Source organism: Paraburkholderia fungorum, assembly GCF_900099835.1.
GTDB classification, from domain to species: Bacteria; Pseudomonadota; Gammaproteobacteria; order Burkholderiales; family Burkholderiaceae; genus Paraburkholderia; species Paraburkholderia fungorum_A.
In genome coordinates this window covers 380980-403301 of record NZ_FNKP01000004.1, presented here as the reverse complement: position 1 = coordinate 403301, position 22322 = coordinate 380980, and the positions used below count along the sequence as shown (strand labels likewise).

22 protein-coding genes and 2 pseudogenes are annotated in these 22322 nt (G+C 60.8%); 12 read left to right on the top strand and 12 right to left on the bottom strand.

Annotated features, from left to right (window positions below; all coding sequences use genetic code 11):
• The first annotated feature begins 231 nt into the window (after positions 1–231).
• On the top strand, positions 232–1062 hold the full coding sequence (locus tag BLS41_RS37535; protein ID WP_074774667.1) for a hypothetical protein: 831 nt from the start codon (positions 232–234) through the stop codon (positions 1060–1062).
• A gap of 103 nt (positions 1063–1165) precedes the next feature.
• On the opposite strand, the gene BLS41_RS37530 is transcribed toward BLS41_RS37535, so the two are convergent.
• Genes BLS41_RS37530 through BLS41_RS37510 form a run of 5 tightly spaced genes read right to left on the bottom strand, consistent with a single transcriptional unit; the run spans position 1166 to position 5408 of the window.
• On the bottom strand, positions 1166–1813 hold the full coding sequence (locus BLS41_RS37530; RefSeq protein WP_074774664.1) for a hypothetical protein: 648 nt from the start codon (positions 1811–1813) through the stop codon (positions 1166–1168).
• The gene (locus BLS41_RS37525) at positions 1806–1988 is read right to left on the bottom strand and encodes a hypothetical protein (protein ID WP_074774661.1); all 183 of its coding nucleotides are present in this window, start codon (positions 1986–1988) and stop codon (positions 1806–1808) included. Before BLS41_RS37525 ends, BLS41_RS37530 begins: the two co-directional genes overlap by 8 nt.
• 33 nt (positions 1989–2021) lie before the next feature.
• Positions 2022–2723 carry a hypothetical protein gene (locus BLS41_RS37520; RefSeq protein WP_074774658.1) on the bottom strand — a complete coding sequence of 234 codons (702 nt, stop codon included), beginning with the start codon at positions 2721–2723 and terminating at the stop codon, positions 2022–2024.
• A 60-nt stretch (positions 2724–2783) separates the two neighbouring features.
• Complete coding sequence (locus BLS41_RS37515; protein WP_074774655.1) at positions 2784–4571, bottom strand: zinc ribbon domain-containing protein; 1788 nt, start codon at positions 4569–4571, stop codon at positions 2784–2786.
• An 18-nt stretch (positions 4572–4589) separates the two neighbouring features.
• A complete protein-coding gene (locus BLS41_RS37510) occupies positions 4590–5408 on the bottom strand; it encodes a hypothetical protein (RefSeq protein WP_074774652.1) in 819 nt (272 codons plus the stop codon).
• A gap of 240 nt (positions 5409–5648) precedes the next feature.
• Between BLS41_RS37510 and BLS41_RS37505 the strand changes: the two genes are divergently transcribed.
• Positions 5649–5996, top strand: coding sequence for a hypothetical protein (locus BLS41_RS37505; RefSeq protein ID WP_143026513.1), 348 nt, complete (start codon positions 5649–5651; stop codon positions 5994–5996).
• Positions 5997–6290: 294 nt separating this feature from the next.
• Here BLS41_RS37505 and BLS41_RS40260 read toward each other — a convergent pair.
• The 3 genes and pseudogenes from BLS41_RS40260 to BLS41_RS37495 all read right to left on the bottom strand — a co-directional run.
• A pseudogene (locus tag BLS41_RS40260) lies at positions 6291–6356 on the bottom strand (zinc-ribbon domain-containing protein); the annotation flags it as partial.
• A 68-nt stretch (positions 6357–6424) separates the two neighbouring features.
• A complete protein-coding gene (locus BLS41_RS37500; protein WP_074774646.1) occupies positions 6425–7636 on the bottom strand; it encodes a zinc ribbon domain-containing protein in 1212 nt (403 codons plus the stop codon).
• The gene (locus BLS41_RS37495; RefSeq protein WP_143026512.1) at positions 7636–8754 is read right to left on the bottom strand and encodes a zinc ribbon domain-containing protein; all 1119 of its coding nucleotides are present in this window, start codon (positions 8752–8754) and stop codon (positions 7636–7638) included. Before BLS41_RS37495 ends, BLS41_RS37500 begins: the two co-directional genes overlap by 1 nt.
• Positions 8755–9395: 641 nt before the next feature.
• On the opposite strand from BLS41_RS37495, the gene BLS41_RS37485 reads away from it, so the two are divergent.
• From BLS41_RS37485 to BLS41_RS37465, 5 genes are read left to right on the top strand one after another with little or no spacing between them, the layout of a single operon-like run.
• On the top strand, positions 9396–10025 hold the full coding sequence (locus BLS41_RS37485) for an RNA polymerase sigma factor (RefSeq protein WP_074774637.1): 630 nt from the start codon (positions 9396–9398) through the stop codon (positions 10023–10025).
• Entirely contained in the window at positions 10022–10789 is a 768-nt protein-coding gene (locus BLS41_RS37480) for an anti-sigma factor (protein WP_074774634.1), read from the top strand. Before BLS41_RS37485 ends, BLS41_RS37480 begins: the two co-directional genes overlap by 4 nt.
• Before the next feature lie 25 nt (positions 10790–10814).
• Complete coding sequence (locus BLS41_RS37475; protein WP_074774630.1) at positions 10815–11222, top strand: hypothetical protein; 408 nt, start codon at positions 10815–10817, stop codon at positions 11220–11222.
• Complete coding sequence (locus tag BLS41_RS37470) at positions 11219–12940, top strand: SulP family inorganic anion transporter (RefSeq protein WP_074774627.1); 1722 nt, start codon at positions 11219–11221, stop codon at positions 12938–12940. The genes BLS41_RS37475 and BLS41_RS37470 overlap by 4 nt, the downstream gene beginning before the upstream one ends.
• A 4-nt stretch (positions 12941–12944) precedes the next feature.
• On the top strand, positions 12945–14462 hold the full coding sequence (locus BLS41_RS37465) for a caspase family protein (RefSeq protein ID WP_074774624.1): 1518 nt from the start codon (positions 12945–12947) through the stop codon (positions 14460–14462).
• A gap of 38 nt (positions 14463–14500) precedes the next feature.
• Here BLS41_RS37465 and BLS41_RS37460 read toward each other — a convergent pair whose 3' ends face one another.
• The gene (locus BLS41_RS37460; protein ID WP_074774621.1) at positions 14501–14845 is read right to left on the bottom strand and encodes a helix-turn-helix domain-containing protein; all 345 of its coding nucleotides are present in this window, start codon (positions 14843–14845) and stop codon (positions 14501–14503) included.
• Between the two features lie 325 nt (positions 14846–15170).
• On the opposite strand from BLS41_RS37460, the gene BLS41_RS37455 reads away from it, so the two are divergent.
• Positions 15171–15458 (top strand): hypothetical protein, encoded by a 288-nt coding sequence (locus BLS41_RS37455; RefSeq protein ID WP_074774618.1) that lies wholly within the window; start codon positions 15171–15173, stop codon positions 15456–15458.
• A 90-nt stretch (positions 15459–15548) separates the two neighbouring features.
• Positions 15549–16826 (top strand): hypothetical protein, encoded by a 1278-nt coding sequence (locus BLS41_RS37450; protein ID WP_074774614.1) that lies wholly within the window; start codon positions 15549–15551, stop codon positions 16824–16826.
• An 84-nt stretch (positions 16827–16910) separates the two neighbouring features.
• Here BLS41_RS37450 and BLS41_RS40255 read toward each other — a convergent pair.
• The 3 genes and pseudogenes from BLS41_RS40255 to BLS41_RS37435 all read right to left on the bottom strand — a co-directional run.
• Positions 16911–17466, bottom strand: a pseudogene (locus BLS41_RS40255) (DUF4158 domain-containing protein); the annotation flags it as partial.
• Positions 17467–17909: 443 nt separating this feature from the next.
• Positions 17910–18233: a type II toxin-antitoxin system RelE/ParE family toxin gene (locus BLS41_RS37440; RefSeq protein WP_253189938.1), complete on the bottom strand. Its 324-nt coding sequence runs from the start codon at positions 18231–18233 to the stop codon at positions 17910–17912.
• A 14-nt stretch (positions 18234–18247) separates the two neighbouring features.
• The gene (locus tag BLS41_RS37435) at positions 18248–18532 is read right to left on the bottom strand and encodes a type II toxin-antitoxin system Phd/YefM family antitoxin (protein ID WP_074774604.1); all 285 of its coding nucleotides are present in this window, start codon (positions 18530–18532) and stop codon (positions 18248–18250) included.
• 263 nt (positions 18533–18795) lie between these two features.
• Between BLS41_RS37435 and BLS41_RS37430 the strand changes: the two genes are divergently transcribed.
• From BLS41_RS37430 to BLS41_RS37420, 3 genes are all read left to right on the top strand, one after another.
• The gene (locus BLS41_RS37430; protein ID WP_074774601.1) at positions 18796–19203 is read left to right on the top strand and encodes a DUF2384 domain-containing protein; all 408 of its coding nucleotides are present in this window, start codon (positions 18796–18798) and stop codon (positions 19201–19203) included.
• A 49-nt stretch (positions 19204–19252) separates the two neighbouring features.
• Positions 19253–19711 (top strand): RES family NAD+ phosphorylase, encoded by a 459-nt coding sequence (locus BLS41_RS37425; RefSeq protein WP_253189937.1) that lies wholly within the window; start codon positions 19253–19255, stop codon positions 19709–19711.
• Positions 19712–20384: 673 nt separating this feature from the next.
• Positions 20385–22268 carry a hypothetical protein gene (locus BLS41_RS37420; RefSeq protein WP_143026511.1) on the top strand — a complete coding sequence of 628 codons (1884 nt, stop codon included), beginning with the start codon at positions 20385–20387 and terminating at the stop codon, positions 22266–22268.
• The last annotated feature ends 54 nt before the right edge of the window (positions 22269–22322 follow it).

The following is a 22322-nucleotide window of genomic DNA, read 5'->3' as shown; positions in this document are numbered from 1 at the left end:
CCATGCTGACGCAATTGGAGTATCGGCGTCCAGTAAGGGAAGACTGCGTCATTCCGTCTACGAAGAGAAGCATACACAGCCCGTGCAACGTAGAACGTCTGTGATTTCTGCGGCAATGAAAATTTAGGGCGAACAAATCGTCGGGTTCCTCGAATACCTCAATACGGCGCTACGCCGCGCGCGATTCGTCTTCGACGATCGTATTGAACACCCGCCTCGAGGACTATTCAGATGAACGTTAAACTTTCCGCCCTTTGCCTGCTCACCATTGCCATGCTCGCTGCCTGTGGACAACGCGAGTCCGACACGCCCAGCACCAGCACTAAAGCATCGGCCCCCGCGCCTGCAAGCGACATCAAGTCCGGAAAAAACAGCGATGCAGCTAAAGCTTTCGCCGATGCGCAGAAAGCAACGGAGGTAGCGCAGCCGAAAGCCGACCCTGGCGTACCAGTTGCCAACTACACGACCGTCGATCAGTCCGACGGCGGCACGTGGTTGACGTACGTGGCCGTCAGCCGTGCGACGCCGCAGCCGGGCGACGACGAACTGCTCGGGATGTTTTCACCTCGTTACTTTAACGAACCGGACGTCTTCAAGAAACACGATCTGGTGGCCACGGAACTGCCACCGGTCAAGGCGAACCTGCAGCGTTACGCTAACCAGGCGTATTACGCGTTGCCATTTGGCGATCCGACGGTCACTTCGCTCAATATGAATTTCTTCTTCCAGAGCGGGTACGACTTCAGTACGAAGAGTTTCCAGATGAGTTCGGGCCAGTGCTGGAACATGGTGTATATGAATCGTCAGAACGTGGCACTCGATCTGACGAAAACGGGCAGCAACCTTTGCCAGTTGCCAGTGCCGAATGAGGCAGTTGCCAAGCAGATCGAGCAGTTACGCGCGGCCAACAAGCTGTCGGCGCGGGGATTGGTCTATTTCCACGTGGATGGCATTCAGAACGGCAACCGTGTGCTGGCGACCGCGACGCATATGCACATCGACCTTTACGATGCGCCGGCGTGGGACAAGCGCGGCAAGGTCTTTGCTTCGTTCGATCTGTGACGCAGAGGAAGCAGGGCGTGCAACGATAACTTGATCGGTTTGCGTCCAGACGAGCAGCGCAACCAGCGGTATGAGGCATTCGCCTCATACCGCTTCGTCCGTTTCACCCGTTGATGTTCTGCGGCTTCGTGACATCGCTGATCCGGATCTGGCTCAGCAACGAATCATGCGGATTCGCGGCGAGCAGCCGCGGCAGATTCCATTCGCATGTCGGGAACATGCCCTGTGGGCAATTGCTGCACGGATCACTGGTGCGGCGATTGCGCCAGGCCAACAGAATCTTCAGCACGGCCGCAAAGGCCAATGCGACCGCCAGCTTGAACAGCCAGGCCGGTGCAAAGAAGTCGACCTTGAACAGGCCGCTGATCAGATAGCTGCCGCTTACCGCACCAAGCAGTATGCGTGCGAACATCTTGAATGCTTTCTTTTGCAACAGCGGTTGTACAGCAGTAGGCGCGAGCAGAAGCAGGTGCAACGCGATCCATTGCCACATCGTCCACGCGTGCCACGGCATCGCGCACGCGAAAACGATGCCCAGCGGTGCGCCAATCGCCACGCAGGTACAGCCGAGGCAAACGGGGCGGCCAAACGGCCGCAGCAAATGGTGATCGTGGCGCGAGCAATGCGGATGATGCGCCCAGCGCAACATGCCCGAGCCGGCGGCGAGCTGCCGGACCTGAGCAAACGACGGCATCGGCGTGCCGAAGTTCGCAAAGTCGACTGGCTGCCGCTTGTCGCCGGACTCACTCATTGCGGCGGAACACCATCACAAGCACGCTCTTCGAGCCACCACACGTTGCCGTGGACGATTGATAAACCTGCACGAGCCAGTAGCCCTCCTGCGCCATGCGGTTGGCGTGGCGTTCGCATGAAGTGGTGTCGTAGGGCTTGCCGCAGGCGCCTTCGATAGTGATGAATTTGTACATGGATTCGTCCTGATTTGAGGGATTGAAAGAGGGTTATCGATTCACCGACGCATTCACCATCGCGTACGTCGCGCCGCCCGACGCGCTCGCCACGACCTGCAACGCCACCTTACGTTCGGCAACCTGCATGCCGTTCACGTAGAGCGTCGACTTCACCGGATAAGCACCTTGCGGCACGCCCTGCGGCATCGGAATCGTGAAGCTGCTGGAAAACGCGCCTGCGGAGGCTGTCTTTGCGACCGGCTTGCGAACCGACTTGGCGACTGTGCCGTCCGGTTTATAGATGGTTGCTTCCTCCTCGATCAGCGGGTCGGCGGCGTCCTGCTTGCCTTTGACGACTTCGATATATGAATTCAGGGTGGCCTTGTCGCCCGCGGAAATCGACGACGGCGTGAACGATGTGGTGTACTTCACCACCGCCGCCTGCTCTGGCAAGCGGCCATGGTGTTCAGCCTTGTAGTCGGCTTGGGCTTGTTGCGCGGTTTTGATCTGCTTCGCTTCATAGTCGACGGCCGCGCAGATCAGCGCGGCGACGCCCGCGCCGATTGCGGCGCCCGCGACCTTGTTGCCGCCGGTGACGACCGCGCCGAGCACGCCGCCTGCCACAGCGGCAATCGCCGGGTTACAGGAAATATTAGCGAGCGGCGACGGACCACCGTTGGTGGCGCAACCCGCCATCAATGCGGTGAGTGTGGCGCCGGCAATCAGGCGCTTTGAAAACTGAATCACTTGCATGGCTTCCTCTTGATCGTTATGGTCGTGCAGCCGGTGTGAGGCAACGGTAATGGGACGCCGTTAGCTCACTACCTGGCCGCAGTTGTCGCAGAAACGCGAATCCGCTTCGAGTGTTTCGCCGCAACTCGTGCAGTCGTGTCTGCTGAAGGCAGCCACATCGCGCCCGGTCGGCGAAGCACCACTCAGGGTTTCGCGTAGGTGTTTCGGCAACAGGTCCGTTTGAGCGGTATCGCCGAGCTTGTTCAGCGCACTGGCAACGGCGATTTTTTCGACGTCGCGTTGCGAGGTCGGCGCCACGACCACAGTCTGCTGCTGTGCGCATTGCTCGAGAATCTGGCGCAACTCGCGTGCTTCATCGGGAAGGCCACGCATGCCGACGATCATGCGTCGATGGTCGCGCCCGAATGTCACCGAATCGATTTCCGCTACCCAGATGCGTACCGACATGTCGTGCACGGCGATCACATCGCTTTCGGTGCGCACGCGGTCTGTGAACTGCGCGCCAATGTTCATTTTCGAACGCTGGAAATTGCCATCGAACTGCACCCAGACGAGTTTGGACAGGAAGTCGAAGCGGGCCCACAGCATGTGGCCGACGCGCAGGCAGAATGCACCTACTGCGAGCATCGCGCTGCCAAAGGTGGCCCAACCCAGCGCATCGGAGCGCGTGCTGTCGAGCGACGACGAAAAGGCGGCGGCAAACCAGAGGAGGCAGATTACGGAGATAGCGACCAGTGCTACTCCGAAGGCATTCAGGCCGACGAGCCAGCGGTAGCGCGGTTCGGTGAAAGCACGTTGCAGATCGACCCGGCGCATATCGTCACGTGGCAACGGCTGGGTCTCCTCGAACAGCTGGCCGCTGAATTGCCCGGATTGTCCGGCCACGTTAGGCGTCTGGCGCGCGTAACGGCGGTTCGGAATCTGCTCGACCCAGCGCCGCTGCATGTGACGCTCGAGTTCGTCGAGCAGTTGCTTCGGTTGACCGTTTAACGACACCGTGGCGAGTTCGCTGCCCATGCTGGTTTTCGGCGGGACAACCGTTTGTCGGATCAGGGCGACAAAGAACAGCAGTACGGCAATCGCGGCGCAGATCAGCAGCGCGAAAGTTTGTGTCGTCAGTGGCAGCCAGCTCAGGTCCGGCAGATGCGCTGACGCGAGCGGCACCACGATCGGCGCGAATACCGCGACGAGCAGCAGCCCGATCAGGCCAGCCGGACCTAGCGGTGTTGTCTTCTGACCGGCATGTTCGATTGGCTTGAGCAGCAGGAAAAACGTAAAGCCAAAAAACAGCAGTGCGACCCATGTGCGGTCCGAACTGTTGTCGAAGCCGATCGTGGCGATCAGGAAACTCAGCAGCGTAGCGGTCAGCGCGAGCCCCGATTCGAATTGCGACTGTGCGAGTCGTCGGATCGGTACCGGTGCATAGATCAGCGCCGGAATCAGCGAGTACAGCAAACCGTTGAGCGCGCCTTTCGGATCTTCGAACCACAGGGCGCCGGAACGCATACGCTCCTGGAGATTCGCCGCGCCATTCATGACGCCGTCCTGATTGCTAGCGGCGATTTCATCGGCAAGGCTGAGCGGCTGACCGCGGCCAAAGTAAAAGCGCAACTGCATCATCCCGAGTCGCGCATAGTTGATGCCGCTGCCGAGCAGGAAGATCCCCATCGCCAGTGGCAAAAACGCCCAGCCGCCGTGATGCTCGGCGAGGTTGTGGCGGCTCAGCAGAAGCGCGGCTAAACCGCCGACGAATAGCAACAGCGCGGCGGCAAAGCGAAACCAGTTCTCGACACGAAACGGGTTCGGCAGGTTGAGACGATCACCTTCAGAATTGAACTCATACGACATGGTTGGCTCCGTCTCGCATCATTGAATCGACAGACTGTTCAACGCGTTGTCCTGGGCGGACTTCGCGCGGCGGCGCAGCGACAGCGCCTGACTATTGTGCGGATCGAGGCGCAGAACGGCATTGGCATTCGAGATCGCGCAGTCGTACTTCTTGTCCTCGAAACAGCGGGTGCCGTCCGCGAGACTGCCGTCGATCGCCGCGCGGATCGTAGGGCTTTGCGCGCCGGCGTCTGCTGGCGTCGCGACGGGTTTGCGCGGCTTCGGATGCGCTGGCGCGGTTGCTGTTGCTTCAGGTTGCGGGGCGGCGACTGGAGCTTCGGGCGCGGGCGCCGGGGCGGGTTCGGCTGTCTGAGGCGCCGCAGGAAGGTCGGTCTGGCTCGCCGCTGTAGTCGACGCGCTGGAGTCGACGACGTTCGCGGGTCCACTTGCTGCCGGCTGCGTGGCCGGTTGCGCACCGGCCTGTGAGGCCGCGACGGACTGCGATGCAGTCGCGGTCGCGGCGGTGGGCGCGGTGTCCGACGCTGGAGCAGCCGCGGCAGTGGCAGGCGCGCTCGCTTCCTGCGGTTGATCGCCCGTGGGCTTCGCATGTTGCGAGCGAATGAACAAACCTGCGCCAACAGCAACGCCTAGCACCACAATGGCGATCGAGCCGATCAGCAGTTTTTTGCTGCGATTGGCGGGGAGGGACCTGTCGCTTCCCGCTTCGATTTCGAGCTTGGGTTGCGTGGCGTTCTGATCCAGGTCAGAAGCTGGCTGATTGCGCTGACCGGCGGCCGCTGTGGCTGATGCACCGGTGCCGGATGCCGGCGTTGTGACCTCCGGCTTCTCTGCGAGCAAGGTAGCGTCCGGCTCTTCAATTTCGCGATCGGAACCACTGCTAATCGGAAGCGAGGTGCTGGTGTCTTCGCCGACAACCTTACTCGGCTCTTGATGTGCGATACGTTCGACGAAATCGAAACGGCATGTGCGGCAGAAGCGTTTGCCGTTCGCGCGCGGCGTCGAGCAAGTCGGGCAGGGCTCGTCTTCGGTGGCTTGGGTTGCGGTGGCGCCTGCTTCGGCGTCGTTTTGCGCCGTGGCTTGAGCCTCAGTAGCAACGCGTGGTTCAGTTGCCTGGTCGGCGGCGCGTTGTTCGGTCTCGCGTTTCGCCGTGGCTTGAGCCTCAGCGGCACGCTGTCGTTCGGCGGCCTGTTCAGCCGCACGTTGTTCAGCTTCGCGTTGCGCCGCGGCTTGAGCCTCAGCGGCTCGGCGTCGTTCGGCGGCCTGTTCGGCAGCACGTTGTTCGGCTTCGCGTTGCGCTGCGGCTCGAGCCTCAGCGGCACGCTGTCGTTCTGCTGCCTCTTCAGCAGCGCGCGCTTCGGCTTCGCGTTGCGCCTCGGCCTTGGCTTCAGCGGCAAGGCGCTGTTCTATGGCCTTACGCTCCACTGACGTGTCGGCGTTGTCGTCGTCCGCCGTAGGCAGCGTGGAAAAATCAAACCGGCAGGCTCGGCAAAAGCGCTTGCCGCCAATCCGTTCGGTTGAGCATTGTGGACATATGGACAGTGCTGGAGTTGTGGCCTGCGTATCGGCAAGAGCCGCAGCGGCAGCCGGGTCAGCTCTCCCGACCTCCAGCTCAGCGGGTACGACCAAGGTTTCCATCACGCCGCCAGTCTCTGACGCCAGCGCCTCTGCGTGAGCGGCAGGTTGCGAGACGACTGCCGCCTGCGCACTGCGAGGCATCGGCATGCCGCATTGTTTGCAAAACCGGGCAGTCGGGCTATTGGTCAATCCGCATTTCTGACAACGCATGCTTGGTCTCAAGGTTCGTAAATGGGCAGTTGGATTTGCGCATGACGCGCTATCGGGCGCGCATAACGTCAGCTGACGCGATGAAAACGCGCTCTTCCAAAGCCTTGGGAAATATAAAAATGGTCGCCGTCGATGATGTCTATGTCGGCCACCGTCGCGCCGGTTTTCGTCCTGACGTGAATTCGTTTGCCGTCGCCGCTGTCTTTATCGAACGTGACGGGAATCGGCTTGCCCTGTATCAGCAGGCTGTCACGTGTGAATTCGATGATGGGCAGGCTATCGTTATCAGCCTGCCATTTGCCGACCAGCCCGCTATTCGAACCGAATAGTCCCGACACCATCGACTTGAGCTGGCTCAGAATGCCGGCTTGGTTGCTGCTTGCGGCACGCTCATCGGCGGATCCGTTTGCTCCCATCGCGTGTTCGAGAACCCGGCGCGCGAGGCTTTGGGTCAACCCTTGCGACAACCCGTTAGCCATTGCATTCAACCCGTCGGTCTGGGCCGCATAGCCGAACCCGGAGCCGTTATCCGCCTCCCAGCCATGTTCCCCCTTGACGAGTGCAATCGAAGCGGTCTTCGGCAGGTCCGCAAACCGATCCGGCACATTGCGTTGCGCTTCCGGCGTCTGGATCCATGCGTCGGCGTGACGGTAGCCGTAGCTATACGTGCCTCGCACATGCCATTGCTTGCCGAGCTTGACCGGCTTGGCTAACTGCACCGACGTTACCGTCAGACCATCGGCAAAACAGAGCTTGCCGTTGTGAATCTTCTTCTCGCCATCGGCCGTGTGCGAATACTCGAGACTGCCGCCGAAAATCGCCCCGTTGCCCACGTGCTGCGGAGTCGTATAGATGTTGGCTTTGCTCAGCACCGCCAGCCATTGCTGCGTGTTGGTGTCGAAGCTGCCAACTTGAACCGGGTTCTTGTCATAAGGGAAATTGCTCAGGCACGTCAGGTCCGCGACCCGCACCGGGTTTGCGTTGACGATGGTTTCGACATCGCTCGCACCGGGCGCTGCGGGCGGCATGGCGAGAAAGGCGGCGATCCCGCCTGCCACCACCAGCACGCCAATGCCGGTACCGCCCCACAACCCGACCTTGCGCCAGTTGATCTCGAGTGGCGGCGCGGCCAGGGCGGCAGCGGTCGGGCCGGTGCCGTGCGGTTGAACGAGTGGCGCCACCGGCGCGGCACGCGGCGCACGCACTGGCGCGCCGCATGTGTCGCAGAACTTCGCATCGGCCTCCAGCGCGGCGCGGCACTTGACGCAGAATTTCGCCATCAGACACCTCGCGGCAGATCGGCGCCGCATTCACCGCAGAACGCATCGTCCGGTTCGGCCGGCGTGCCGCAGTGCGAGCACGCGTGAGTCGCGTCAGTGGCCGGCACGGTGGATTGGGTCGTCGTGGCCATCGGCGCGGCGGGGAAGTGTGGAGCCGGCGTGGACGGCTCCACGGTCAATGCGGGACCGCCAGGTCCGGCATAGCCGTCGGCGAGATTCAGAAAGATGCGGCAGGTGCCCGCGAGATAAACCATCAGCGGGAACGTGTAGGCGAGCGAAGCCAGGACGCCGACACCGATCATGGTGGCCAGCACGTAGCCGTTCAGGCCGCCACCCATGCCGCCGAGCCCGGCCATGCCGGAGACCATCGACAGCATGCCGCCGCCGAAGCCGATGATGCCACCGCCCAACATCCCAACGAAAGCGGAGCCGCTGAACAGGATCGCCGAGGCTATGAAGCCGACCAGCCCGACCACCAGCAGCAACGCCATCTGCTGCACGATCGGCGGCAACAAGCGGCCAATGTTCAAGGCTCGGCGATTCAGACCCAGCACGCCAAGCGCCTCGCGCACGCCGTACCCTTCCCACAGTGCGGGCGCTGCGAGGGGATTGACGATGAACACGAACGTGAACCACACGATCCCTGCAATCACGGAAGCGACCGGATAGACCACAACGTAGAGCAACGGTCCGAGGACGGGAATCTTGCAGACGAACAGAACGATCGCGAGCGCGATCATGAACGCGATGAAGACCGCGATTTCGATCAGGAAGACACCGAGCAGCTTGGGCAGCGTCATCAGACCGGTAATCAGTGCGTCGCGAATCGACAGCGGCGCGCGTTGCTGGATCTGATCCATCAGCGTCTTGCCCGCCGCCGACACGCCGGTGCCGGCCACGATCAGGGCAGCGATCACGCCGATGAACGTGAACAGGCCGCCGATCACGAATACGCCATTGCCGGCCAGCGTTGCGCCGATCCCGGCGAACACCCCGGCGACGACCAGCGCGGAGACCGCGCAACCGAGGAACAGGGCAAAAGCGCGCGTATTGCGTGCGGAATCTACCGCTTCGAAAACCACTAACGATCCGCGAATCGCGTCTTGTGATGATGACATTTATTCCCCGGCTAACAGATTGTGGTTATGACGGGCAAATGAACCGGCGCGAAACGTTGCATAAAGCAATGACGTGCGACGACACAATGCCCGTTCGACTTAACGGCATAAGATCGGAAAAACTTGACGGCGCGCTTAATGCGTCTCTATTCGGTACGTTTAAAGCACCATGACATTTGGATGGCAGTAGCGGCCTGAAGGCGGCGACGAATACGCTAATTACCGGCCTGAAAAAATGCCAATGTACAAGACCGACTTTCTAATCGCGGTCGGGGCAAACGTTTTACGTATTCATATCGCATGTTTTGGTCTCTTTTGGTTCATCGCCGCGCCACAGGCCACCCCTGGCCTTACCGCACGCTGCGTTACTTCGGATTTGCTTTGTGACGCGGATTTTATGCCGGGAATACGGCATGAGGAAGGTATGTTGTGCAAAAAAATGAAAAGACGAAAGCGCGGCATGAAAATTCTCCTAATGGTAGGGCTCCCCTTGCTATTCGTGGGCCAGGCGGATTTGTTCGCTGGTTTTTGCAGCTCTTTTGCATGCGGTCCGCAACGCCTGTGTCGTGGGAGTTTCGCGGCGGTTTCAATTCTGATACTCTGCGCTACTCAAAAATAATGCTTTTGAGATTGACCAAATAATGGACCATGGGGCTTCCATTGCGATCGACCGTCTGCTTGCGGACCGGGAGCGACTGCGCAGTTTCTTCCTGACCTTGCGTAAGGATGTCTTTCGCATGGCGCGGCGCCGTTTTCCGTGGGTGCGCGACGCGGATGTCGAGGAGAGCGTGCAGGAATGCTTTGTGGCGGTACTCGAGCGCCGTGGCAGTTACTCGGCGCCGTCAGCCGTACTCGACGATCTGGAGCGTTTCGCTGCGCACCTGTCCGCCTACTTGCGTGCAGCTGCCATCAACAAGATCATCGACCGGATCGGCCGGCCGGGTCCGGGCGATCCCGAGCCCATTGTCGTCGAAGACGGAGAGGACGCATCGGACGTGCTCGACCGGCTGATGCGCGAGGCTGGGCATAGCACCCCGACGCCTGAAGACAACCTCATGCACGCAACGCGCATGCGGGTGCTCTCCGACTGCATGCGCAAGCTGACCGTGCTGGCCAGGCAAACCTTCGAACTCGCGCTACGTGGCTACGGCGACGTCGAAATCCAGGCGCATACCGGCGCTGGCTCGGCCGTCGCCGTGCGCCGGCGCATTTCCGAAACCAAGGGCGTACTCACGCGTTGCGCGCAATCCTCGCTGGGAGGCGCAGCATGAGCATGGACACACCTTTGCCGGAAATGGACGGCGACGACCACGGTGCAAACTCACACGATGCGCTGCTTAGCTATCTGCGCGGCGAGCTGGACGTCGAACAGATGCGTAAACTGGCACAGCGGCTGGCCGCTTCGCCGGCCTTGCGGGAAGAACTCGCGTGGTTGCGCGCGACGGCCCAGGCGGTGCAGGACGATTATGTCAACAGCACAGCGGATGCCGCGTTCGCGCGCCTGGAAAGTGCGCTAGGCGGCACGCATGCCGGGCGCACTACGTCGGACAACGCGCCCAACCCGACGTCGCTATCGCCGAATCGGGCATCGGCATCGAGCCGCCGCCGCGAGCCATCGCTATTCGAGCGGCTACAAGCGTGGTTGCGTTCGCACGCCCCGGCATTGCAGCCCATATTACTTACGCTGATCGTCGCGCAAGCGGGCGTGCTCGGCTATTTCATCAACGGCCAGAATCGCGATCATGTGACCACCGAGGCGCCGGCGGCAACTCGCGGCGCGACCGGATCGTGCCTCGATGTCTGGGTCACGCCAACCCCGGATGCGACCGTCAAGGGCTTGCGAGACTGGCTGCTGCAGTATGGCGGCTCGATTGTGGCCGGCCCCGATGCCCAGGGCCGTTTGCGTATCACGTTGCCGGATGTCGAATCGCGTGTCGCGTTCATCCATGACCCGGCTCGCAGCCGCCTGACACAAAGCATCGACGACGCAGTGCAGTGCGGTGATCGTGCCGCCGCCGCGACCAGCGCCCCCTGACCCTCATCCGCCAGACGAAACGCCTATGCTAAACACCCTTGCACACTGGATCAACAGCAAAGCGGCTTTCGTACTGGCGTTCGCGCTGGTGCTGATCGGGCTGGTGATGGGCCTCTCACACGCCGCCGTTAGGCTGACGGGCGACCACGGCCATAGCGCGACGCGCGGCGCGAGCAGTGGCCCGTGCGGTGAGGTCCTGACGTGGTTCGCCGCTGACGTGCCGTTGCGCTCGGTCAACGATTTTCTGCTTCAGTACGGTGCGGTCATCACTTACGGCCCGAACGAAGAGGGCGCGTATCAGTTGCATTTTCCGGACTTGCAGTCGGACCAGGCGGTTCAGGTCACCTCGCGCGCAACGGGCGTGATACGTGCTCGAGCCAATGCGCAATGCCGCGCCGCCGACGTGGTGGTCCCCGACGGCGCAGCGTCATGAATGCGCCAGGCACCTTGAAAGCGCCAGGCGCCGCGCCCGAGGGCCGCACTCGCTGGCTGGTCGAGGCGTTCGCCGCGCTGATAGTCACGCTGGGCTGCGCGACTGAGTACGTGGCGCTCGGCTCGCAGGCCACCTCGGCATTACCGGGGTCGCAGGCAGCGGCGTATGGCGTGATGCTCGGTGTGTTGACGGCCGTGATCGGTGTGCCTCTGTCGGCGCTCGGCGCTAGCACACGCCCAATGATCTCCGGGCCACGAGTGGCCGCGACCGTGCTGATGTCGCAACTGGTGGGGCAACTGCTGTTGAACGGCCAGGTGGCTATGCTCGGCATCAAGGCTGTGATGGCGCTTTCGTGCGTCGCAGTGGCGATTGCCGGCCTGTTCCAACTCGCCCTCGGCGCGTTGCGCGGCGGCTCGCTCGTGCGCATGGTACCCGCGCCGGTGCTGTCCGGCCTGCTGTTCGGCGTGGCGGGTCTCGCGATGAGCGATCAGTTCGCCTTTGTCACGACCTGCGTGTTCGACTGGCACGTCGCCACGCTCGGTGTGGTGGTGCTCGGTGTTGCCGCGCATTTCGGCTGGAAGGCCTTGTGCCGGGGTGTCGCACCGCACGTGAAGCTGCCACCGGGTCTGTCGATGTTCGCCGCGTTGATGGTCTCCGCCGCCGCGTATTACGCAGTGGTCTCGGTGCTGCCTACGCCACCTGCCGCGTGCCGACTGGTCGGCGTCGCGGGGCTCGACCTGGCGGCGTGGCGGCCGCTCGATTTGCCACTCTGGCAGCGCCTCGCTGGCGTGCTCGATCTGTCGACGCTCGCGTGGGTGATCGGTTACGGCGTGGCGATCGGTTTCATTGCTTCGATCGATACCGTGATCGCAGTGTCGAGCATTGAATCGCTGACGCAGCGGCGCGGTTCTGTCGACCGTGATCTCACTGCATTCGGTGCGCTAAACATGCTGCTCGGTGTGCTCGCGCTGCTGCCTTGCGTCGGCTCGGTCACCCGCTCGACGATGGCGATCGCCGCAGGCGCGCAAACCCGCCTTGTCGCATTGCTGCATGCCGCGCTGGTGCTGCTGGCGTTGACCGCGGGCGTGCAACTGGTGGCGATGCTGCCGAAACTTTCGGCCGCAGTCGTGGTGATCGTCATGTCACTCGACATGATCGACGACTGGTCGCGCTCCATGACCTCGATGGCGTTCTCGGACACCGAGCCGCGTCTGGTGATCGGCTGCGCGATGTGGCTTTTCCTGATCGAAGCGGGTGTGACGCTGTTCACCGCGCAGCCCAGCATTGGCTTTTTTGTCGGCTGCGTGGCCGGTGCGTTGCTCGGTGTTCCGTCGCCACGTTCGCTCGAAGTCCATTGGGATGAGCCGGGGGAACTAAACTCGCAGTTGGGTCTGAGCGCAAAGGGTGCGCTGCTCAGCTACAACGTCGAGCGACAGATCGTCGGGCCGCTGTTGCGCCGCCTGCAGAGCGCACCGCCCGCGCGTATCGTGCTCGATCTGGGCGAAGTCGCACGAATTGACGCGTCGGCATGCCGCGCGCTGGCGCAACTCGATGTGTTCTGTGCGAAACGTGGGGTTGCGTTGCGCTTCATTCTGGCGCAACCATCACACGCGCGCGCAGGGCAGGTCGCCATGGCGATGCGGGCTTTTCAGCGCGCGGACAGTCTGGACTTCGCGGCTCGCCCTCGTACCCCCGCTACCTCTGCCGTCACCGGATAACCTCATGCTGCGCTGGACTTATCTGTCGAAACTGATCGTAGGCGTCGTGGCGACGATGGCCTGTACGTTATATGTAACGGCGTTCGCGACCGCCGGAACTCTGGCTAGTGCACCTGAGACTGGATCCGCGGTCACTAAAACCACCCACGCCGCCAAGGTCGCGCTGGTGATCGGCAACAGCGCGTATAGCGGCGGTGATCGCCTGGTGTCACCCGCCAACGACGCACGCCTGATCGGCGAAACGCTGCGCGGCCTGGGCTTCGATACACGGGTCGACTATGACCTCTCGCAAGACGAGTTCAATGGATCGATCGACTGGCTGGCCACGCACGCGCGGGGCGCGCAGGTCGTGGTGTTTTATTACGCGGGCCATGGCTTCGAATCGGCGGGCGATAACTTCCTCGTGCCTGTGCATGCCGGCGTCGCCATCAATGCGATGACGCGTTCGTTGCTACTTGAACGGGCCATCCGTCTGAAGGGCGCGCTGGCGAAGGTCAGGGCGTCGCAGCCCACATCGTTCATTGCGCTGATCGATGCGTGCCGCGTGCCGTCGCGCGGCGCGACCACCAGCACGCTCAAACGCGAACCCGCCGCACGTGGTGAACTGATCGCCTATTCGACCGCGACGCAAGCTGCCGCCTATGACTCGATGCGCACCTTCGGCACGCAGACCGACGACGGTCCGTTTGCGTACTACCTGGCGATGTACATGAAGGCCCCCAATGCGACAATCAAAGGAGCACTCGAACACACGCAGCAACAGGTCGCGGATATCACCGGTGGCCAGCAGCAGCCGTGGATCGAAAGCGGACTGATCGGCGACGTTATGCTCGCGCAGAACCTGACAGGCACGCCTCCACCACCGGTCTATGCGCAGGTCGCGCCGCCCAACGGCCCTACGCGTGGGGTCGCTGCGGCGGGGACACCGCCGTGGCCCACTCCCTCGAATCTGGCAACTGTGACAGTGCCGGTGGTGCCCGCACCCGGTGCGCCGGTCAATCCGGCCAATGCAAACAATTCGCTTAACCTGCAACCACTGCGCAACGATCCCGGCACCCGGCAGCGAGCCGAGTCGTGGGACGACGCCGAAATGAGGATTACCACGGCCGCGCATCAAAGCAGCCGCAGCGATCTGCAGAATCTGCGTTCCCGTCCGCACGATCCGGTAGCGTTGACGACGCTCGGCATGATGTCTGAAGAGGGGCTTGGTGTGCCGCGCAACCCGCGCGCCGCGATGTCGTACTACCGGCGCGGCGCCGAGGCAAACTATCCGATCGCGCAGACCCTGCTCGGCGAGGCGTATTTCGAAGGGAAACTTGTCCCGCGCGATCTGGACCAGGCGGAGAAGTGGCTGGCACGCGCGGCGGCCCAGGACTTCAGCCGTGCGCGGCTCGATCTCGCGCAGCTGCGCGCCGAACGTGGCCAGGGCAACACGATGCAAAACTGGGCCGATGCGATGAACCTGATGATCGACAGCATCCGGCCACGCAAACCGTATCCAGGCAGTACACCGGGTCAGTGAAGTGACATGAGGTAGAGCGAGGCCCTATGCGCCTCGCTCTATTTGCGTAGACGCTGTGCGAACGTCTCGACCCAGTCGACCAGCATCTGCCGATCCTTCAATGCTACGCCACGCAGGCTGCGCGCGATCGCTGCGGCCTGATCGTCTTCGCGGGTCGACGCGCCGGCCAGCAGTTCCTCCACGCGACAGCCAAACAGCTCCGCCAATTCCACCAGACGCACGACCGTCGGCACGGCCGTGCCGCGTTCGACTCGCGCAACCGCTTCCCGTCCGAGCGATAGTTGCTCCGCCACCTGTTCCTGCGTCAACCCTGCCTCGACGCGCTTGCGCGCGATCACACGGCCGACTGCTTCGGCCAACGCCTGTTCTTCGTTTCGATTCATATTCCACTGTCCTGCTGGTGATTGCGTGATTGCTGGCGCTGGTATGCACACTACCTTAATAGTCGCATCACTACCTGTTGACATACAGGGCGTATTGAGTTTCAATGCGCCTTAAAAGGTAACATTGCTATATCGAAGCGGATGACGGGTCCGTGTCGTCTTCTCCACGGCGACCGGATGACAAAAATATTTTCGGACCGGTGGCGAACAAATTGGCTTCATCCACGAATACCTCAGTAAGACGCTTAGATGCGTCGATCCGGCCGCGCCATTCATGCACGGTCTACGCATAGCAAGTACCGGTTATTCAAGAACTATGGAATCCATGGCGCTGCAATTCATGCTGGACGCTGTTCCTCAGGCATTTCATTCCGATACCAATGTTTTTGTGGAAGGCTGCTTTATCTGCCTCGCGTGGCCGCGAATCGAGATTTCCGCGGATGCGAACAAAGTCACAATCGATTGCCCCACCGATGACACTCATTTTCCGCGCGACAACACGCCTTTGATTCCGTTTCTAAAGCAATTCCCCGACTTGTGTCTTGACGTCGTGAAAGCGCATCCCCGATTGCAAAGGGGGTTTCAAAACTATTGCCGCACGTCGGGGCAATGAAGCCACAGCGCGGCATCAACTCGTGGATACCTGTCGACCAGCGCAATGGCTCTCTGATTCGATCACATAAACTTTGATTCAACATAAAACATGATGAAAAAGACCAATCTGACAATTCTCACCTTCTGCGTCGGCGCATCGATCTTGTTGTCCGCATGCGGCGGGGGCGCCGGCAATGGTTCCGGCTCGCCGTCGACGCAAACCTCAACCGCTCAGAGCGCCGGCACCGTGACGCCGCTCACCTCCGGATCTAGCTATGTCGGCATGGTGGGCTTCGGCGATACGATTCGCGTCGATCTTGACCAACCCGTGGCAGGGAAATTGACGCTCAGCTTCGTCAAGTCGCAGTTCGGTCTGGCCGGGCAGGTGACGGGCTCCTATCAGATCAGCAGCACCAACCAGATTACAGTGTCGGGCCTGACGGCCGGCACGGGTTCGACACTGTCAGCCGCGCAGGCCGCGGCGTTGGGTCTGTCGCTTACGCTCGTGAAGGACAGCAGCGGAGCGGGCCTGCTGAGCGGCGCGCTGTCGAATGTGCCCAACCTGCTGGGCGGCGGGGGGCTGCTGCAGGGCCAACTTGCGCTGACCAACAACGGCGTGCCTGACCTCGCACAACTCGCGGGCACATACAGCATGGTCGGGTTGACCGGCGACTACAGCAGCCAGGGTGTGCCGGTCGACTCGCAGGCGCCGGAAGCGGGCCAGGTTCGCATCAATGCGGACGGCAGTGCGCGCTTCTGCTTCGGCAAGGTCTATTCGGATACGTGCACGGACATCGATACGTCGACCGGGGCGACGCTCACCGACACTGCAACTTTCTCCGCCGACCCCGACCAGACCAGCTATCCTGGCGCGTTTGACATGACGGTCGGCGGTCAGCAGGTCGGCCGTGTGTTCACCACGCGCCAGGGCGGCAACACGACGCTGTTGATTGATCGCTTCGGCACTGCACCCGAAGGTAATCCGCGCACGGGTTCGTGGGTGCTGACCAGCACTCGCACGTTGAATAGCGGCGACTACGACGGCAGTTGGGTCTGTACCGAACCTGATACGACGCCCGCCAATGTGCTGACCGGCAAGACCGATGTGATCCAGACCACCATCAGCGGTGCCTTGATGCTGAGCGCGGATGGTCAATCGCAATCACCGTTGTATTACAACGCGGCCTTCGACCTTGATGCGGCTGCGTTGTCCGGTGCCGATCCGGTGGTTGCGCAAGGCATTGACGGTCTGATTGCGGCGCAATTCCAGCTGAAGGCAGGAAAAGAAACCACCGTACTGCTGCCGGTGAACAGCTCGACGATGTACTGGCTCGACGAGCCAAACGGATCCGGCTTCTTTGTGATGGGTCTGTGCAACAAGCAATGAGCTGAGCGGGCGCGCATCCATATGGGTGCGCGCTTTTGTCCCGGGCAAACATCAGGTGTTGAGTTCAAGGATCAGTTGGATATCGTGCTGGGCAGATAGGACCGCATCGGTGTGCATCAACTGCGTTTCTGTGACCGTGGCCTCGATAAGTGCGAGCAAGCCACGTTCAACGTCCGACCAGATCGACCGGCTTTCGTTCGGCGGGTATCAGATCGCGACGTTCATAAAGCCCGCAATGGGCGTGCTGGAGGAGTTCGTCGAGCGTGAGCCATTCGGCGGCGTCCTGTCGCATCCGCACTTCAAAGGTATTAGCAGGTCCACGCCTGATGCTCGTAGAGTGTCTTATAGCGTTGATAGAGCGTGGGGAGAGGGGGGCGATCGTCGGGGTGGGCAGGCCGAGCCGCTCACCGATATAGTGCAACAGTTGGCGTGGCAGTGTGCCGACATGATCAAGAGTGTGGCCACTCGCCCGCAGAAAGAGCAACTGGATCGCGACGCCGGCACGGCGATCACGCCGAAAATGCTTGTTGACGGCGGCAATGTCGCTGTCAGTCACCGCGAAGTAGCGCTACACGTCGAATTCCGACAATTGGATTGGCGGGCGACGCTGTCCCACATAGCGAAATTCCAGACCTGGAATTTCCTGCCTCCCATCAAAGTCGCGCGATCCACAGTTGCGGGCGGGTATGTTATCGCAAGCGCTTTTGAGACCTTCAGACAACAGTTAGAGCCGATCGCAGCGGTATAGATAAAGGCTTTGCGGACGAACCGCCAGCTTTAGCACGAAAAGGACGATTACCCCTATAACGACGTGGGACTGATCCTTCTTGACCCTGCGTTTGCGTGACGGCGGCAGGGGAAACTTGATGGAACACCAGCTAAAGACCCAACCGCCGCGAAATATCTGTTAAGCGTTTCAGCCGTGGCTCACCAGCGATGCCAAATGATTATGGGAAGCAACCGCAGAAGACCAGTCAGGACAATGGGAGCAAGCACGAAAAAGTTGATCACTTTGACATACAGCGCTTCAGGGTCGACTGCTGAACTTCAGTGAGGGAAGCACAGGACTGCTCGTCTGATCTGTCACATCAAGCGAAGCAGGACTCGATGGAGGAGGGAGGGTAGGTCACGCCGGACGTCAACGACGAGATGGATAAAAACGGTATCTTCACGGACTTGATAAATGATCCGGTTTTTGCCGGACAGGACCTGCCGGAAACTGTCCTCGAACAGGCCCTCAAGTTCGTCAGGCGTGTGACCACTAGCGGGGAACTGGCGAATATGTGCGATCGTTTCCTGCAGTTGCGTCGACGTTTGCCGCCATGTTTCCCATCCGAAAGTCCGGACGACATAGCTTCTGAGTTCGTCGATGCCAATTCGCGCGGTCGGGAGGATACGGTATTTCATCAGCGGTTCCACCATCAGCGCAGTTGCTCCCGGCGGTCGAGGTCATCGAGTTCCGCAAAGAAATCGTCACCATCGACGTGATCTCCGCGCTCGATCTGCTTCTGGCCGATCGCCAGCAATTTCAGCATCGCGAGTGTCTGCTGTGTCGCTTCGTACGATCGCACGTCCTGGACGACGAGCTTTGCCTCACCATTCTGCGTGATGATGAGCGGCTCGCCGGAATCAGTCAGATCCTTGACGATTTGAGCGGCTTCGCTTTTGAGGTAACTGATGGGCTTGATGTGATCGGCGAGATGCATTGTCCGCTCCACGGGAGGTTCATCAAGACTGAATTTAAACCATTAACGGTTCGATGGCAATCCTGCCGTCTGATTAAATAAGATCGTATTTGACATAATTAAAGTTATCAACAAAATAGGGTCGGAGCGTTTTATCGGATTTGTTTCGGACCTATCTTGCGTTCAGCAGCTGAGCTAGCCTGAGTTGCGCTGGCCGACATGCTGCTTTTTTGTAGCATACTCTGTGCTATTCTTGTGCATATTTTGTGCATGGAGTATTGCTTATGAGCCCGGATTCCACTCACGCCGGCGCAACGACGCGCGCCAGCTTTGACCAGTTCATGGCCTCACTGCGCGATCCCGACAACCCCGCGCCGATCCTGTCAGCGCGCCGCTTCGGCGAGGTGCTCCACATCGATCTGCAGACACTCGCCGAGCAGGCGCACGTGCATCGAAATACCCTGAGCCGCCAGCCCGGCTCGGAAAGCGTCCAGCGGTTCCTGCGCGACGCACTCCGGGTCATCCGGGCAGCCACCGATATCTCGGGCGATGTCGGTCAGGCTTTGTTCTGGTATAGAAACGAGCCTCTGCCGGTATTCGATTACCAGACGGCCGAACAGCTGGTATCCGATGGCCGGACGGACGACCTGCTTCGTTACGTGTCGTCGCTCGAGGCGGGCGCAGCGGGATGATTCTCACTAACCTGTCCGGCCTCACGGCGTACCGTATGCACGTGCCCAAGTGGGCTGTAGCGCCGACCAGCGGCGCCGGCGCGGCGGTCGCGTCAACCGCATCGGACTGAACGCGCTCTACCTAGCCCTGGACGTCCAGACTGCGGTATCGGAATACGAGCAGATTTCCCCATTGATGCCACCCGGGACGCTCGTCAGCTACCGAGTTACTGCCGATCCGGTCGTTGATTTCACAGGTGGCTTTCAGGGCGGCGTCTGGTCGCCCGTGTGGGAAGAGTTCTATTGCGAGTGGCGCGGCTGTTGGTTTAACCAGCGCATCGAACCGCCAAGCTGGATCATCGCTGATGAAGTCGTCACCGCTGGGGCAAAAGGCAGCCTGTTCCGGTCTCGCCTGTCCGCCGAAGGGGTCAACCTAGTCATGTATGTCGACGACCTGACCCCTGCGGACCGGATTGACGTCCACGATCCCCAAAGTTCGCTTCCCAGGGATCAATCGTCATGGACATAGGGTGTAGTTGATCCCCGACGACGCTGGGTCGGCTGCGGTCTCGTCGTCTGGACTTGAACGTAGCCCGGATCACCGGACGACAAAAGCGTGGGTGTCCCGTCGTACCACCGTATCCTGACTCGCCAGCCACGTTCTTTGAGCTAAGGCAACGATCCGCTCTCGGCCATCCACAAAAGTCCGCGCTGCGTCGGCATCCGCGGGTAGCCGGAGATATTCTTTCGGCGCGGTGCAGTGCGATCGCACCTTCAAACTGGCAGCCGCGCGCCGACAGGGTAAGAGATACCGAGCGCCCATCTGGCAACGAAGCGTCCGCGACATCCAGAACGCTCATGAGACGCTCCTCATCAGACCATGCGCGGCCTTTGCATTTGGGGGACCCGCCGTAATCAAGTTACCAGAATGCGCTAACGACACTGACCGACAACGGGTCACATCGCCACCCACTTTGCCAGGAATGTGCTCGACCGCCCAAATGCAAGTCTAATAGTAAGAATTATCAGACTTTCAAGGGGCAAAAAAACGGCCCGCATAAGGCGGGCCGTGGTGAAGGCGGGGCGGAGAATGCTGCGGAACGACGTCCAGACCAGCAAGCCCTAACCCCATTTTTCTGACGCCAAGAAAGTTTCACTGGCTGAATCAGTAGAATACAACTTTCTCACCAACTGGGCAACCGATGCGCACCGACCGTCGGATCGACAACGTAGAGGCCTTACTGACGCCTCGCCAGCGGTTCTTCTGCGATTGCTGGTTCAATCTAGTGCACGAAGCCTCCCTTGACGCCTTCCGTGTTCGCGCTATGAATCCGGTGAACATCGTTCGCGAGTTGCTGAAAATGTTCGACGTCGAGCATGCGAAGGAGCCGGACATCGGCCGGGTTGCCCTCGAAGCGCGAGAGATCCTCGCGGACCAAACCATTCTGGGCGATCCGGTTTTCAATCCGGTCGCGGCGCAATTGTGTGCGTTGCTCGACGATGCGCTCGGTGGCAAACAGTCGAAGCCGGCGGACGAAGGTTCAAAGGCCGCCGATGCCGCGAAGGCGGCCGGCGCGTCCCTGATGAAACACCGGTCGCTGATCGACGCTTTTGGGCGCGAACTGCTTGACGCGTTGGAGCGGCACTTCGTTGCCAGATGCATCGCCTGGCTCTCTCGCGAGCTTTCTGTCGTCGACGAGGGAAGCAACTTTGATGAGGTCGAGCCGCATCTGGTCAAAATAGAGGCGGTACTGTCCACGCTGTTGAGCACCCTCGTCAACCAAGGCTGGAGTTTTGCGTCCCTTTTTACGCTTTACCGGTCGCTGCTGCTGCCGGTGGATGCTGGTGCCTCTGGCAAACCCTATGCGTTCGACGTGGCCTTGGCCGAGGTTTTCCAACGGCTCACGGCAGAACCAAAACCGTATCGCGTCACATTTGCGATCAGCAACGTGAGCAAGCCTACAAGCTTTCCCGAGCAGGTCGGCTCGATCGCGTTTAGCGTGAATCCGCCGGACTTAGGCGCGCGGTCAAGCGGCTATGTTCAACGCTATGCCCGGGCAGTCGGCGGACGGCTGTTCGCCACAATGGTGGTTGAAGCGCAGGACGGACGGATCGCTGGCTCAATTGCAAGCGATCGCATCGCGGCGGTTCTAGATGTGGTCCGTTACGACTATGAGCGCAAGAACCTCCAACTCGCCGACAGCTTTCTGGTCGAGAAGCCGGGCAAACATATCCTGTTGCCGTTGCCAGGCACCGTCCCGAATCCGGATTCTTCGTTAGGCGAAGAGCAACTCGGCATCTTTATGCGACGGCTTCAGGAACTGGTTGGCAGCGGTACCCTTAGTGCCGATACGAAGGACCGAATCTACTCGGCGTTTCGCCTGTACCGGATCGGCGCGGAGACCTCCAACTTCGAAAACAAGCTGATTAACTGGTGGACCGCGATTGAATATTTGGTCAAGGGCAGCGGAGGAGCGTCGGACGGGATCGGGGCAGGCGTCGAGCACTCGCTGGCACCAACGGTCACCCTATCCTACCTGCCGAAACTGCTGTTGGCCCTGCGCGTCCTGCTTGTGGACCAGTTGAAGATCGAACTCACTGACGCGGCCGGGACGCCCGTAGAATTGAAAAGTCTGGGTCTTGCAGCTTTCTACGCATTTTTGCAGGACCAGGCGCAGCGCGCTGCCATCGAGGCTGCATGCGCAGACCGTCCGTTCGTCCTCGTTCATCTGAGACGCCTTTTTGGAATATTGACGGACAAGGCCAAGCTCGCAGCAGCGCTTGCCAATCACGAGCGCCGCCTGCGCTGGCATGTGCAACGGATCTACCGTGCGCGATGTGACATTGTGCATAGCGCACAGCGAATGGTTGACGCGACACTCCTCTGTGCAAATCTGGAGTTTTATCTTAAGTCAGTCCTCGCGACGTTCCTTGAGGCTTTGCATCGCCATCCCACGATGCAGAGCGCGCGTGAGTTCTTCGAGCGGCAAGAACACGCCATTAGGCAGGTGCGCGCGGAACTGGTGAAGTCCAGCGATGCGACACTCGTTACTATGTTGGCGCGCAAGGACGCTGTTGCCGCCTGATCGATGACTTACACCGCGTTTTTTTGGGGTGCGGTATGTCTGTCCGAATCAATG